The sequence below is a fragment of the Aquimarina litoralis genome, from assembly GCF_039523995.1.
GTDB lineage: Bacteria > Bacteroidota > Bacteroidia > Flavobacteriales > Flavobacteriaceae > Aquimarina > Aquimarina litoralis.
In genome coordinates, this window is sequence record NZ_BAAAGE010000001.1 from 637,072 (window position 1) to 650,702 (window position 13,631).

Sequence of the window (13,631 nt, forward strand, 5' to 3'; positions counted from 1 at the left end):
CACCATGAATATGGATTGCAAACAAATAAAAGAAAAGTTGATCGATTATATCGATAAGAATCTAGATCTAAAAGAGTATGATGCCATTACAGCACATCTTTCTTCTTGCCCTGACTGCCAAGAATCCTTAAACGAATTACAACAAATTTTTAAAGGAATTGAAAATGAAAAAGACGAAGTACCAGATCAAAGCCTTAAAACCAGTTTTGAAGAAATGCTACTAACCGAAAAAGCATTATTACAAGATTCAAAGGTAGTTTCATTACATCAACCATCTAAATCACATTGGAAAACAGCTATTCAGATTGCAGCTACGATTGCATTAATAGTTTCTGCATACTTCTTCGGAAAGCAACAAAATCAGGAATCATTTTATGAGGAAATGGCAGTGTTGCAAAAAGAAAAAAAACAACTAAAACAAGAAGTGACTATATCACTTATCGAAAATGAATCTGCGAGTAAGCGTTTACAAGCTGTTAACTATGCCGAAGAATTCGAAAAACCTAGTAATGACATATTAAAAGCTTTAATAAATAAAATGTTTTATGACGATCATATCAATGTGCGACTGGCTGCAGCAGAAGCACTAGCTAAGTTCTCAGACTCAGAAATGGTTCGTAAATCATTTATAGACGCTTTGGAGATTGAAAAAGATCCAGGCATGCAAATTGAATTAATTCAAATATTAGTTTCCATTCAGGAAAAACGCGCAGTTCCTTCTATGGAAAAGTTACTTCAAAATGAAGAAACACCAAGTTATGTAAAAGATCAAGTAACCATTGGTCTTCCTAATTTAATTTAAAATTTCAATCAAAAAACATTAAAAAAGAACAGATGAAACATATAGCAATCGCAATAGTACTTTTTATTACTATCGGACAATTAAAAGCACAAGAAAACTATACCCAATCTTTGCAAGGAGTAAAAACAGCAGTTGTCGGTTCTGCATCAGGTGTGATTATCAAATCACACGAAAAAAACGAACTTATTATTGTTGGAGAGGGCAGAAAGATGCCAGAAAAAGCAAGAGGCTTAAAAGCTGTTTATGCTGGAGGAAGTGATAATACTGGGTATGGAGTATACGTACAAAAAGAAGGAGGCACCTTAGTGATCAGAAATCTCAAAAGTGCTTATACTGGTATTTTAGAAATCTTTCTTCCAAAAAGTATCAATATTAAAATAGAAAAAAGCAATCTTGGACGGATTGTAGCAGAAGGATTTTCTTCGGAAATAGAAGCTTTAACAAATGTAGGTAACATTACATTCAAAAACGTAACAGGTCCTATCGTAGCCAAAACGGCCACTGGAGAAATTAATATTGTATTTGACAAAGTGAGCCAAAGTTCTCCTATTTCATTAGTTTCTGCTACGGGTGCCATTGATGTTAGCCTTCCATCCAATACAGCAGCAAATTTAGAACTCAAAACAACCATGGGAGAAATTTTTACAGATTTTGACATTAAATTTCCTGTTCCAGAAAGCGATATGAAACTAGTTAGTGGTAAAAGAACAATAAAAACCGAACTTAACGATGGTGGTGTAGAAATTAGCCTTAGATCTTCCACCGGAAATATTTATCTAAGAAAACAATAAAGAGGTCAAACATCAATCAAAAAATCAATAATCATGAAAAATTTCGTAATCCTTATTGCATTTTGTTTCATAGCTATTCAAACGAATGCACAAAAAGTAATTGAAAAAGAAATAACAACGTCTTCTAATCAAATTCGTATAGAATTCAAGTTCGCTGATGATATAGTTATTAAAACCTGGGATAAAAGCAACGTATATGTAAAAGCAGAAGTAGACATTAACAATGGAGAGTTTAATGATTATTTCGAACTTACTATAGACAACTCCTCTTCCTTTTTAAATATCGAATCTAGTTATGGTGATTTATTCAAAAAATGGAATAAAAACAAAAAAGGTAATTGGGGACCTTGTAATAACTTAGAGATGGATGCCAACTATACTCTGTATATCCCAGAAAACATGCGTTTACGTGTTAAAAGTATCTCAGGAAGTGTAGTCTCAGAAAACTACAACGGAGAATTGGAGATAGATATCATTAGTGGAAATATAGATATCAAAAAGTATCAAGGAGATTTAACTCTTAAAACAATCAGCGGCACTATCGATGTGCACATTGCCAAGTCGAGACTTAGAGCAGAAACTGTTACAGGAATGATCTATTCAGATAAAGATCTAGAGTTTGATCAAGGAAAAAATCGAGTTGTGGGCAGTAAAGTAACCGGAACTTTTGGAGATATTAAAAGTGAATTGGAACTCAAAACTGTAAGTGGTGATATTTTTATACGAAAGCAATAATCGATTTTCTTTGTAAGAACACTGATTGTAAGATACTTACAAAACAACACAGTAAAACATCAAAAATTAAAGTTTAGCAATATTGATTGCATCAAGAAAAAAGCTACCTTAGAAATGTATGAGGCGGCTTTTTTCTTTTTTTGTATTACTATTATTTTGGATACCTGGATTTTCGCAATCCACCTTTGATAAAACAATTGATGTAACAGATATATCTGAAATCTTTATTGTCTTAGACAATACTTTTCAGATAGAAGTTATTAATACCTCCGAAAATAAAGTTATCGTTAGTGCCATTTCAGAAGGTGAATATCAAAACAATGTACTAATCAATGTAAAACGCACTCAGAACACCTTGTTTATAGAGGATGATATCCAACCATTTTCCGAAAAACACAATGACAAATTAAGCGCACATAAGGTAATAGCCCTAAAAGTTAAGATACAGCTGCCTCGTCATTTAGATACTACTATTACCTCAAAACTGGCGTCTTTAGACTTAAATGGTTCATTAAAATCATTATTTGTAGAACTAAGTTCTGGAGATTGTTTAGTACAAAAATTTATAGGAAATGCTGTAATCAATACCTTAGGAGGAAATATCGAACTCCACACAAAAAATGCAAAGGTCAAAGCGATAACAAAATCCGGTGTAATTTCCTCAGATAAAATTTCTGGAAAGCATCAAATTGAGCTAAAATCCATAACAGGAAATATAAGTGTCTACAAAACAAAATAAAACACTATTTTTGTCCGTCACTATTCCGAAATCAAAGAAATTTATGTCTTTAAAGAAATCTATTTTAGTCATTATCGTGGTTCTGCTAATTGATCAGATTTCCAAAATATATATCAAAACTAACTTTTCATTACATGAAGAAGTCCCTGTTTTTAGTTGGTTTCGAATTGTATTTGTAGAAAATAAGGGTATGGCTTGGGGGTTTGAACTTCCTGGTAATTATGGTAAGCTCGTGCTTACTTTATTTAGATTAGTGGCAATAACAGGTATTGGATATTGGCTTTATGATTCCGTTCGTAAGAACAGCCCTAAAATTTTAACTTTTTGTATCGCTTTAATATTTGCTGGAGCTTTCGGAAATATTATTGATTCTATATTTTACGGTATTATTTTTAACGAAAGTACTACCACACAAATAGCACAATTCATGCCCGAAGGTGGCGGCTATGAAAGTGTTTTTTATGGCAAAGTAGTAGATATGATACAATTTACGTTTTATGATGACATCCTACCTGAATGGATTCCTTTTTGGGGAGGAAAGCACTTTTCTTTTTTTGATCCTGTTTTTAATATTGCAGACTCAGCAATTAGTATTGGTGTTTTCTTATTACTAGTCTTTAATAAGAAAGCTTTTCCTAAGAAAGAAGAAGCTTAAATTTCTTTTTAGCTTCATTCCATCAGTTACATAGTAGTGTTCTCATTTTTTACTGAAGTCATAAATTTTTTGTGGTGTAACACAAAAATCTAATGCAATGTCGGTTGGCAATACATCTTCAATTTCTTCTTCAGCAGAAAAAAAGGAAAGTCCTATTTTAATAGTTTCAGTTCTACATTTGGATAAAAACTTATCATAAAACCCTTTACCATAACCAACTCTATTTCCTAGCTGATCAAAAGCCAAAAGAGGCACAAAAACTACATCAATCTTAGATTCTGGGATAGGAATACCATCTACAGGTTCTGGAATCCCCCACTGATTTACCTTTAGAATAGTATTGTCAGTAAGTAACATATGTTCCAAACTATTATCCTTAAAATCACTTTTAGAGACCACAATATTCTTATCCTTTCCCTGAAGAATATGTAATATAAATTCTGTATTAATTTCCTTCTGTTTTTGAATAGAAAGAAAAATATGGTAAAATGATTTTTCCCATATATCTAACTGTAGTAAATGATTCGAAATATCCAAACTAAGGTCATCTATCTGATCATCTTCTAACTTTGACCTCAGCGCTTTGTATTTTGCTCTCAATTCATTTTTATTCATCTTTTTTAAGAAGCTAATTGTGTCGTAATTCTGAAAATAGCATCTCCTTTATAAACAATAGGAGCTTCATTCACATTAATAATATACCCTTGATTTGGTGCCTTTACCACATGTCTCATTTTACCATAAGGGTCTGTGATCGTGGCAAGATGTTCTCCTTTTTCAACTAATTTCCCATAGGGTATTTTAATATGCAGTAATCCACTATATTTTGCACGCATCCAGGAACTTTTTTCTACAATAATTGTATCTTTTTTATCTGGGTAAGATAGCTCCACAGAAGGTTTCAACATTTCTAAATGATTAAGTATTCTAAGCACTCCTAAAACCCCTTCTTTGGCAATATCTCTATTACTATTTTGGGATTTCCCTCCTTCGAATAGTAAAATATCAACTCCTTTTTTTGCGCAAGTACCACGATACGATCCCTCCAAATTTTCGGATAATAAAATAAAAGGAGCATTAAAGACTTTTGCTAAGTTCATTAATCTTTCATTTTTTCCATCTACTCTAATATGGGGAGCGTTAAACCTACTGCCACCACCAGTATGAAAATCCAAACAAAAATCTGCTACAGGTAAAATCTCGTTGACAAACTGATATGCAAAACGACTTGCCAAAGAACCATTCTTAGTCCCAGGAAATACTCGATTAAGATCCCTTCCATCTGGAAAAAAACGATTCATACTTAAAAAACCAAAAACATTAAGTAGAGGAATACATATGATAGTCCCTTTTGCTGGTTTATTGATTTTTTTAGAAATAATTTGTCTTACGATCTCTACACCATTAATTTCATCTCCGTGAATTCCTGCTGTAATCAAAACCGTAGGCCCTGATTTTTTAGAACGTTCGATAATAATAGGAATTTCTACTTTAGTAGATGTATAAAGGTTAGCAATATTAAAGTTAATAGTTTTACTTGTTCCCAGCGGAATATTTTCTCCTAATATGCTAAGAACATCGGTTTCTTCAGTCTTTTTCATATAATTCTAAACACTTCGTTCTATAAAACGAATGATTGTTTTAGCGATATCTTTTCCAGTAGCAGTTTCAATTCCTTCTAATCCTGGTGAGGAGTTCACTTCTAAAATTAAAGGACCTCTTTCGCTCTGAAGCATATCTACTCCTGCCACACCAAGTTTTAATGCTTTTGCCGCTTTTATGGCTGCGTTCTCTTCCTCATCGGATAACTGAATAATCTGAGCACTTCCTCCTCTATGAAGGTTGGATCGGAACTCACCTTCTTTACCTTGTCTTTTCATCGCGCCTACTACCTGACCATCCACCACCAATACTCGAATATCTGCTCCTTTGGCTTCCTTGATATACTCCTGAACAATTACTCTAGCTTGCAAACCATTAAAAGCTTCCAGTACCGATTCTGCTGCCGTTTTAGTTTCCGCCAAAACAACCCCTAGACCTTGTGTACCCTCAAGCAATTTTATAATTAATGGTGCTCCTCCTACATGGGAAATCACTTCCGAAACATCTTTGGAATAATTCGTAAATACGGTTTTTGGTAATCCCAAACCAGCTTTAGATAGAATCTGAAGACTTCGTAATTTATCTCTGGAATTTACCAGCGCTTGTGATTGTACAGTAGTAAAAACATTCATCATTTCGAATTGCCTCACTACTGCTGTACCATAAAAAGTAATAGAAGCTCCTATTCTAGGAATTACTGCATCTACATGATCCAGTTTCTTACCACGATAATAAATCTCTGGTTTTTTCTTCTCAATAATAATATCACAATTTAATGGATCAATGACTTGTACATTATGCTTGCGCTTAATCGCCGCCTGAACTAATACGTTAGTAGAATACAAACTCGTACTGCGGGACAAAATTTTTATATTCATTATGATTTTACGTTATAAGACTGATCTTCTAATTGCGGATCTACCAAAAACTTTCCGCTAAGAAATTTACGACCAATTAAAACTGGAAAACGCATATCGTCTCGAGAAGATAATGTTAATGTTATAGGATGTGTCTTATTAAATAATGTGATTTTGGTTCTAATAGCATACCTCACTTCTACCTTTCCATTGCTACTTTTTACAGCGGTAATATCATAATTTTTAAAAGTGAATTTTTTACCATTATATTCAGGATGAGTAGGATCCAAAAATCGACACTCTAAGATTTGACCAACTTCTTTAATCTCTTTGCAATGAATAGATGAGGTGTACGCTCCTGTATCAACTTTTACATCAATATCGCACAAATCCAAAAGCGGAAAATCCACCTTATCTGTTCTTCCAATTATTTTTTTCTGATCTTTCAAAAAAGTACCTTTAAAACAATATAAATACTAAAGTAATAAAAAACCAGATTCATTTTATAGGATAACACTTTTAATACTTAAATTCATTTCTTGTTTTTAACATAATAATATTATGAACCGTATTTATTAATGCTAACAAAGCATTAAATTTACATTTGGAATATGCAACTACCTTCATTAGAAATACAACTTAAAACTTTACCAACAGGACCAGGAGTTTATCAATATTATGATAAAGATGACACGTTATTATATGTTGGAAAAGCAAAAAATCTTAAAAAAAGAGTTACCTCTTACTTTACCAAAAATCACGATAATTATAAGACAAAGGTATTGGTTAAAAAGATCTGTACCATACGTCATATTGTTGTAGAAACGGAGACTGATGCGTTACTCTTAGAAAACAATCTCATTAAAAAACATCAACCTCGTTTTAATGTGATGCTCAAGGATGACAAAACGTATCCTTGGATTTGTATTAAAAAAGAACGCTTTCCAAGGGTCTTCCCTACCAGAACACTTATAAAAGATGGTTCTGAGTATTTTGGGCCTTACACAAATTTTAAAACAGTAAACACCTTATTAGATCTTATAAAAGGGCTCTATCAACTAAGAACTTGTAATTATGATCTATCACAGCAAAAAATTGAAAGTGGTAAATATAAAGTATGTCTCGAATATCATTTAGGAAATTGTAAAGGACCTTGTGAAGGATTACAAGATGAAAAAGAGTATCATGAAAATATTGAGGCCATCAGACAAATTGTAAAAGGTAATTTTAAAGATTCACTGAATAGGTTTCGTAAACAAATGGTGATGCATGCCGAAAAAATGGAGTTTGAAGATGCACAACAGATAAAAGAAAAAATTGAAGTTTTAGAAAAATACCAAGCGAAATCTACTGTGGTGAATCCAAAAATTAGCAACGTAGATGTATTTTCTATTATTTCTGACGAATCCTACGGCTATGTCAATTTTCTTCAATTATCCTATGGTTCTATCATAAGGTCTCACACTACAGAAATTAAAAAGAAGTTAGAAGAAACTGACAAAGAACTACTAGAACTCGCTATTATAGAATTAAGACAACGATTTAATTCGAGATCTAAAGAAATATTTGTACCCATTGATGTGGATTTGGGCGAAGATCTGAAAATTACAATTCCTCAGCTTGGCGATAAAAAGAAAATTGTAGACTTATCATTACGTAATGCCAAATATTATAGACAAGAGCGATTTAAACAAATTAAAATCATTGATCCTGATCGCCATGTAAAACGATTGATGGCTCAAATGAAAAAAGATCTTCGACTACCTGAAGAACCAAGACATATCGAATGTTTTGATAATTCTAACATCCAAGGAACCAATCCAGTCGCAGCTTGTGTAGTCTTTAAAAATGGGAAGCCTAGCAAAAAAGAATATCGGAAATTTAATATCAAAACAGTAGAAGGACCTAATGATTTTGCTTCTATGGAAGAAGTAGTTTACCGAAGATATAAAAGACTACTAGATGAAGAGCAACCATTACCACAACTTGTGATTGTAGATGGTGGAAAAGGGCAATTGTCTTCTGGATTAAAAGCTTTGGAAAGTTTAGATCTAAGAGGAAAAATAACCATTATTGGAATTGCTAAAAGATTAGAAGAGATCTATTATCCTGGTGATTCGATACCATTATATCTAGATAAAAAATCAGAATCTTTAAAAATTATTCAGCATCTCAGAAATGAAGCGCACCGTTTTGGAATTACTTTTCACAGGCAAAAAAGAAGTAAAGCTGCCTTAGACACCGAACTTGATACCATCCCTGGAATTGGAGAAAAAACTGTTGTAGAATTGTTGAAACATTTTAGATCAGTAAAACGAATACGCGAAGCCACAAAAAAAGAACTTATAGAAGTAGTTGGTAATTCTCGCGCAACCAAAGTGTATAATTATTATCTTTCTAAAAAAGAATAAACCTTTGATCTGGAGTACCTCAAATAAGATTCTAAAGACATCATTGCTGATTACTCTACTTTTTGCTTCCAACAATATATCCGCGCAAGAAGTAAATGATTCTATTGTCTATAATATTAAGGAAGATCAAGATGTTAAAGTTGGATTAGTACTAAGTGGAGGTGGTGCCAAAGGACTTGCTCATATCGGAGCTTTAAAAGTAATCGAAGAAGCCGGAATAAGAATAGATTATATCGGAGGAACCAGCATGGGTGCCATTATAGGATCTTTATACGCTTCTGGATATAATGCCAAAGAATTAGACTCTATTTTTAAAACAGTTGATTTTAATGTATTAATTCAGGATGATTTACCAAGAAAAGCAAAAACCTTCTATGAACGCGAAGATTCTGAAAAATATGCATTAACATTACCTTTTGATGATTTTAAAATTGGATTACCTCAAGGGTTATCCAAAGGACAGAATTTTTTTAATGAATTTGCTCGATTAACATCTCATGTTCATGAAATAGATGACTTTAGCAAACTTCCTATTCCTTTTTTCTGTATGTCTACAAATATTGCTACTGGAGAGCAAATTTTATTAGACAAAGGTTATCTGCCCGAAGCAGTTTCTGCGAGTGGCGCATTACCTTCTATTTTTAGTCCCATAGAATTAGATGGAGTTTTAATGACCGATGGTGGAGTTTCTAACAACTATCCTATTAAAGAAATCCGTGCAAAAGGAGCTGATATTGTAATTGGTATTGATGTACAGGACAGTCTTATACCACGTAATCAACTTACCTCAGTTACGAACATCATGTTACAAATCAGCAATTTCAGGACGATCAATGCCATGAAAACTAAAAAACCCGAAACAGATGTGTATGTAAAACCTTCTATTACGGATTTTAACTTAATATCATTTGACCAAGCTGATAAAATTATTGCCAATGGAGAAAAAGCAGCATTTGAGAATTATGAAAAATTAAGAGCTATAAAAAGACTACAGAAATCATCAAAACCTAGAACACTAATTCCTAAAAACTCAGATACACTTCTTATAAAAAGCTTGGTAATTTATGGAAATAAAAGATACACCAGATCCTATATAAAAGGAAAGCTTAAGCTAAAACTAAAAAACCCTAAACTTACTACTTATCAAAGGTTGTATGAAGGCATCAATAACCTATCTGCTACTGGAAATTTTGATAGAGTCAGTCATCGTTTAATAGATAAAGAAGACGGTAAAGAATTAGTTCTTAACGTAAAAGAATCGGATAACACGATGTTGTTAAGGTTTGCACTTCATTATGATGATTTATATCAAACCGCAGCTCTGGTAAACTTTACTAAAAAAAGCCTATTATTTAACAATGATGTTCTTTCATTAGACGTCGCATTAGGCGACAATATAAGATACGACCTCGATTATTATATAGACAAAGGTTTTTATTGGAGTATTGGTGTCAAAAATAGTCTTAACCGGTTTAATAGAAATGTAGCATACGAATTAGTAAGAGAAGATTTTAATTTACCAGATATCGAAGTAAATAAAATCAACTTAGATTATTTAGATTTCAAAACACAAGTTTATGCTGAAACACTTCTAAACCAGACCTTTTCTTTAGGTCTTGGCGCAGAATATAGAAGGTTTAGGCTTATTTCAGAAACTATTGGAGAGGATGAAGATCAATTACCAAGAGTGGTTTTTGACAATAGTAATTATTGGAGTGTTTTATCCTATTTAAAATTTGACAGCTACGACAATAAGTATTTTCCTTCTTCAGGTTTTTTCTTCGATGGAAATATTAATTATTATTTGATTGATGATAACCCAAATAGTCAGGATAGTAATTTTGTAATTGCCAAAGCTGATTTTGGTTATGCCTTTAAACTTCTTAATAAAACCTCGGTTAACCTTGGATTAAGTGCAGGTAATCGATGGGAGGAACAAAACATCAGAAGTCTTAACTTTTTTGTTGGAGGTTTTGGTGCAAGAATGATAAACAATAACATCCCATTTTATGGATACGATTTCTTAAGTATTGTTGGAGACAGTTTTATTAAAGCAAATATGTCTCTAGATTATGAAATATTTCCAAAAAATCACCTCAATATAGCGGCAAATTATGCCAATGTGGGGACGAGATTATTTGATAATGGAGGCTGGTTTGAATCTCCAGAATATTCTGGATATGCATTGGGTTATGGCTTAGAAACTTTTGCGGGTCCTATCCAAGTTAAATATTCATTTTCTCCAGAACAAAAAGAAGGAGAATGGTATTTTAGTATTGGTTTCTGGTTTTAGTAAGAAATACCATAAAAGAAAATAAATATTTACGATATTTGTAATACTATGACTTTGTATTGGCAGGATTTATTATTGCTATTACACTACCTTATTAAGCGCAATCCGGAATAAGGTATCAGATTACTATTGCATTACTTTTTCAAACTTATTAGTTAACAATATAATCTTAAAAATCATGCCTTTTTATCATTCTTTGGGTACTATACCACCTAAAAGACATACCATCTTTAGAAAGCCAGATGGAAATCTTTATTACGAACAATTATTCGGAACAATTGGATTCGATGGAATGTCCACCAATCTATACCATCATCATCGACCTACTCAAGTAAAAGAAATTAAAGGAAGCTATAGTGTAGCTCCCGAAATTGCCATTCATAATAATATCAAATCATATCGATTACACGGATTTAAAGTCCATCCAGAAAAAGATTATTTAGAAAGTAGAAAAAATGTACTTACCAATAGCGATGTGAGTATTATTCTGTCTTCTCCTCAAGAATCTACCTCTGAATACTTTTATAAAAACACGGATGCGGATGAATTAATTTTTATTCATAGAGGAACTGGTAAATTTAGAAGCCATCTTGGAAATATTGATTTTAAGTATGGAGATTACATCCTAATACCTCGAGGAACGATTTACAAATTAGATTTTGACACATCGGATAATCGTTTATTTATTGTTGAATCCAGAAGACCTATTTACACTCCTAAGAGATATAGAAATTGGTTTGGGCAATTATTAGAACATTCTCCTTTTTGTGAGCGTGATCTTCGTGCTCCATATGAACTGGAAAGTAATGACGAAAAAGGTGATTTTCTGATCAAAGTAAAAAAGCAAGACGAAATTTTTGATATGATTTATGCTACACATCCTTTTGATGTCGTAGGATATGACGGATTTAATTTCCCGTATGCATTTTCTATTCATGATTTTGAACCAATTACCGGAAGAATTCACCAACCACCGCCAGTGCACCAAACGTTCGAAACAGATGCATTTGTAGTATGTTCATTTGTTCCGAGATTATACGACTACCATCCAGAAAGTATTCCTGCTCCCTACAACCATAGCAACATCGATAGTGATGAAGTTTTATACTACGTAGATGGTGATTTTATGAGTAGAAACGATATTGCAGCAGGACATATTTCTTTACATCCAGCAGGGATTCCGCATGGACCACACCCTGGAGCCGTAGAAAGAAGTATTGGAAAAACCAAAACAGATGAACTTGCTGTTATGGTTGATACCTTTAAACCTCTTATGGTTACTAAAGAAGCAATGAAAATAGCAGACGAAGATTATCATAAATCTTGGTTAGAATAATTTAAGTTTAGGTCTTTATGTTGAATTATAGAATTGATATTTCTGCCCATCTAAGGGCAATGTGGTAGTGTAAAAAGCATTTGGAAATCAAAAAATCTGAATCAAATATGGTACACCCTAAAATTTCTAATTAAAATTTAAAGCAATATTATGTCAACAAATATAACCTCACAAAATTTAGAAAAAATAATCCCAGACGCTGAAGACTTCTTACCACTTTTAGGTACTGATTATGTAGAACTTTATGTAGGTAACGCCAAGCAAGCTGCTTATTACTACCAAACTGCCTGGGGTTTTCAACCTATTGCATATGCAGGACTAGAAACAGGTTTAAAGGATCGAGTTTCATATGTTTTAAGACAAGATAAAATTACCCTTGTTCTCACTTCACCATTACAACCAGACGGCGAAATTAACAAACATATAAATGCCCATGGAGATGGTGTAAAGGTAGTTGCACTTTGGGTTGATGACGCTACTAAAAGCTACGAAGAAACTACCAAAAGAGGCGCAGAATCTTACATAAAGCCTACCACTAAAGAAGATAAAGATGGTACTGTTGTCTTTTCTGGTATACACACTTATGGAGAAACTGTTCACATATTTGTGGAACGCAAAAATTACAACGGAGCTTTTCTTCCAGGATATAAAGCTTGGGACAAACCCTACACTACCAAAGATACCGGTCTGAAATATATTGACCATATGGTTGGAAATGTAGGGTGGAATGAAATGAATAAGTGGTGTGAGTTTTATGCAAAAGTTATGGGGTTTGCACAGTTAGTATCTTTTGATGATAAAGATATTTCTACAGAATACACTGCCTTGATGAGTAAGGTAATGAGTAATGGGAATGGAAGAATTAAATTTCCAATTAACGAACCCGCTGAAGGAAGAAAAAAATCTCAGATAGAAGAATATATTGATTTCTATAACGGTGCAGGTGTACAACATATGGCTCTGGCTACTGATAACATAATTGAAACCGTATCTTCTCTTCAGGATAGAGGTGTAGAGTTTTTAACGGTACCTGCTACCTATTATGAGACTGTTTTGGATAGAGTTGGCGAAATTGATGAAGATCTAGAACCTTTAAAAGAACTAGGTATTTTAATAGACCGTGATGATGAAGGGTATTTATTACAAATTTTTACCAAACCTGTTCTTGATCGTCCGACAATGTTTTTCGAAATTATTCAACGAAAAGGAGCTCAATCTTTTGGAAAAGGAAACTTTAAAGCATTATTCGAAGCTATCGAAAGAGAACAAGAACAAAGAGGAACTTTATAAATTCAGATTTTTCGTTAATTTCCTTTAAACATTTTAGTTAAGCTATGTTAATAAATTGAGATTATTGAAAAATAATGGATTTCTGCCTAAATTTTTGTTAAATATCATAATAAAAAAACG

Annotated in this window: 13 protein-coding genes; 9 read left to right on the forward strand and 4 right to left on the reverse strand. The window is 32.8% G+C overall.

The window, feature by feature from the left end:
• Positions 1–10: 10 nt before the first annotated feature.
• The 5 genes from ABD077_RS02440 to ABD077_RS02460 all read left to right on the forward strand — a co-directional run bounded on the left by ABD077_RS02440 (position 11) and on the right by ABD077_RS02460 (position 3,722).
• Positions 11–802 carry a HEAT repeat domain-containing protein gene (locus ABD077_RS02440; RefSeq protein ID WP_343910148.1) on the forward strand — a complete coding sequence of 264 codons (792 nt, stop codon included), beginning with the start codon at positions 11–13 and terminating at the stop codon, positions 800–802.
• 32 nt (positions 803–834) lie between these two features.
• Entirely contained in the window at positions 835–1,593 is a 759-nt protein-coding gene (locus tag ABD077_RS02445) for a DUF4097 family beta strand repeat-containing protein (protein WP_343910150.1), read from the forward strand.
• Between the two features lie 33 nt (positions 1,594–1,626).
• Positions 1,627–2,328: a DUF4097 family beta strand repeat-containing protein gene (locus tag ABD077_RS02450; RefSeq protein ID WP_343910152.1), complete on the forward strand. Its 702-nt coding sequence runs from the start codon at positions 1,627–1,629 to the stop codon at positions 2,326–2,328.
• Positions 2,329–2,446: 118 nt separating this feature from the next.
• On the forward strand, positions 2,447–3,067 hold the full coding sequence (locus ABD077_RS02455; RefSeq protein ID WP_343910154.1) for a hypothetical protein: 621 nt from the start codon (positions 2,447–2,449) through the stop codon (positions 3,065–3,067).
• Between the two features lie 43 nt (positions 3,068–3,110).
• Positions 3,111–3,722 (forward strand): lipoprotein signal peptidase, encoded by a 612-nt coding sequence (locus ABD077_RS02460; RefSeq protein WP_299902419.1) that lies wholly within the window; start codon positions 3,111–3,113, stop codon positions 3,720–3,722.
• Between the two features lie 42 nt (positions 3,723–3,764).
• Here the strand turns inward: ABD077_RS02460 and ABD077_RS02465 are convergent, their stop codons facing one another.
• Genes ABD077_RS02465 through ABD077_RS02480 form a run of 4 tightly spaced genes read right to left on the reverse strand, consistent with a single transcriptional unit; the run spans position 3,765 to position 6,630 of the window.
• A complete protein-coding gene (locus ABD077_RS02465) occupies positions 3,765–4,337 on the reverse strand; it encodes a 5-formyltetrahydrofolate cyclo-ligase (protein ID WP_343910157.1) in 573 nt (190 codons plus the stop codon).
• A 5-nt stretch (positions 4,338–4,342) separates the two neighbouring features.
• Positions 4,343–5,323: a succinylglutamate desuccinylase/aspartoacylase family protein gene (locus ABD077_RS02470; RefSeq protein WP_343910161.1), complete on the reverse strand. Its 981-nt coding sequence runs from the start codon at positions 5,321–5,323 to the stop codon at positions 4,343–4,345.
• 6 nt (positions 5,324–5,329) lie between these two features.
• Positions 5,330–6,202 (reverse strand): 30S ribosomal protein S6--L-glutamate ligase, encoded by an 873-nt coding sequence (rimK, locus tag ABD077_RS02475; protein ID WP_343910163.1) that lies wholly within the window; start codon positions 6,200–6,202, stop codon positions 5,330–5,332.
• On the reverse strand, positions 6,202–6,630 hold the full coding sequence (locus tag ABD077_RS02480; protein ID WP_343910165.1) for an ATP-dependent zinc protease family protein: 429 nt from the start codon (positions 6,628–6,630) through the stop codon (positions 6,202–6,204). Before ABD077_RS02480 ends, rimK begins: the two co-directional genes overlap by 1 nt.
• A 162-nt stretch (positions 6,631–6,792) precedes the next feature.
• Here ABD077_RS02480 and uvrC point away from each other — a divergent pair, with 162 nt between their 5' ends.
• From uvrC to hppD, 4 genes are all read left to right on the forward strand, one after another.
• The gene (gene uvrC, locus ABD077_RS02485; RefSeq protein WP_343910167.1) at positions 6,793–8,592 is read left to right on the forward strand and encodes an excinuclease ABC subunit UvrC; all 1,800 of its coding nucleotides are present in this window, start codon (positions 6,793–6,795) and stop codon (positions 8,590–8,592) included.
• Between the two features lie 4 nt (positions 8,593–8,596).
• Positions 8,597–10,885: a patatin-like phospholipase family protein gene (locus tag ABD077_RS02490; protein WP_343910169.1), complete on the forward strand. Its 2,289-nt coding sequence runs from the start codon at positions 8,597–8,599 to the stop codon at positions 10,883–10,885.
• 178 nt (positions 10,886–11,063) lie between these two features.
• Positions 11,064–12,221 carry a homogentisate 1,2-dioxygenase gene (locus ABD077_RS02495; RefSeq protein ID WP_343910171.1) on the forward strand — a complete coding sequence of 386 codons (1,158 nt, stop codon included), beginning with the start codon at positions 11,064–11,066 and terminating at the stop codon, positions 12,219–12,221.
• 150 nt (positions 12,222–12,371) lie between these two features.
• Positions 12,372–13,511 (forward strand): 4-hydroxyphenylpyruvate dioxygenase, encoded by a 1,140-nt coding sequence (gene hppD, locus ABD077_RS02500; protein WP_343910173.1) that lies wholly within the window; start codon positions 12,372–12,374, stop codon positions 13,509–13,511.
• Positions 13,512–13,631 lie beyond the last annotated feature (120 nt).

Coding starts and splice junctions, on each gene's coding strand:
- ABD077_RS02470 (WP_343910161.1), bottom strand. CDS start 5,323: ATGAAAAAGACTGAAGAAACCGATGTTCTTAGCATATTAGGAGAAAAT.
- ABD077_RS02445 (WP_343910150.1), top strand. CDS start 835: ATGAAACATATAGCAATCGCAATAGTACTTTTTATTACTATCGGACAA.
- ABD077_RS02440 (WP_343910148.1), top strand. CDS start 11: ATGGATTGCAAACAAATAAAAGAAAAGTTGATCGATTATATCGATAAG.
- ABD077_RS02495 (WP_343910171.1), top strand. CDS start 11,064: ATGCCTTTTTATCATTCTTTGGGTACTATACCACCTAAAAGACATACC.
- ABD077_RS02455 (WP_343910154.1), top strand. CDS start 2,447: ATGAGGCGGCTTTTTTCTTTTTTTGTATTACTATTATTTTGGATACCT.
- hppD (WP_343910173.1), top strand. CDS start 12,372: ATGTCAACAAATATAACCTCACAAAATTTAGAAAAAATAATCCCAGAC.
- ABD077_RS02450 (WP_343910152.1), top strand. CDS start 1,627: ATGAAAAATTTCGTAATCCTTATTGCATTTTGTTTCATAGCTATTCAA.
- ABD077_RS02460 (WP_299902419.1), top strand. CDS start 3,111: ATGTCTTTAAAGAAATCTATTTTAGTCATTATCGTGGTTCTGCTAATT.
- rimK (WP_343910163.1), bottom strand. CDS start 6,202: ATGAATATAAAAATTTTGTCCCGCAGTACGAGTTTGTATTCTACTAAC.
- ABD077_RS02465 (WP_343910157.1), bottom strand. CDS start 4,337: ATGAATAAAAATGAATTGAGAGCAAAATACAAAGCGCTGAGGTCAAAG.
- uvrC (WP_343910167.1), top strand. CDS start 6,793: ATGCAACTACCTTCATTAGAAATACAACTTAAAACTTTACCAACAGGA.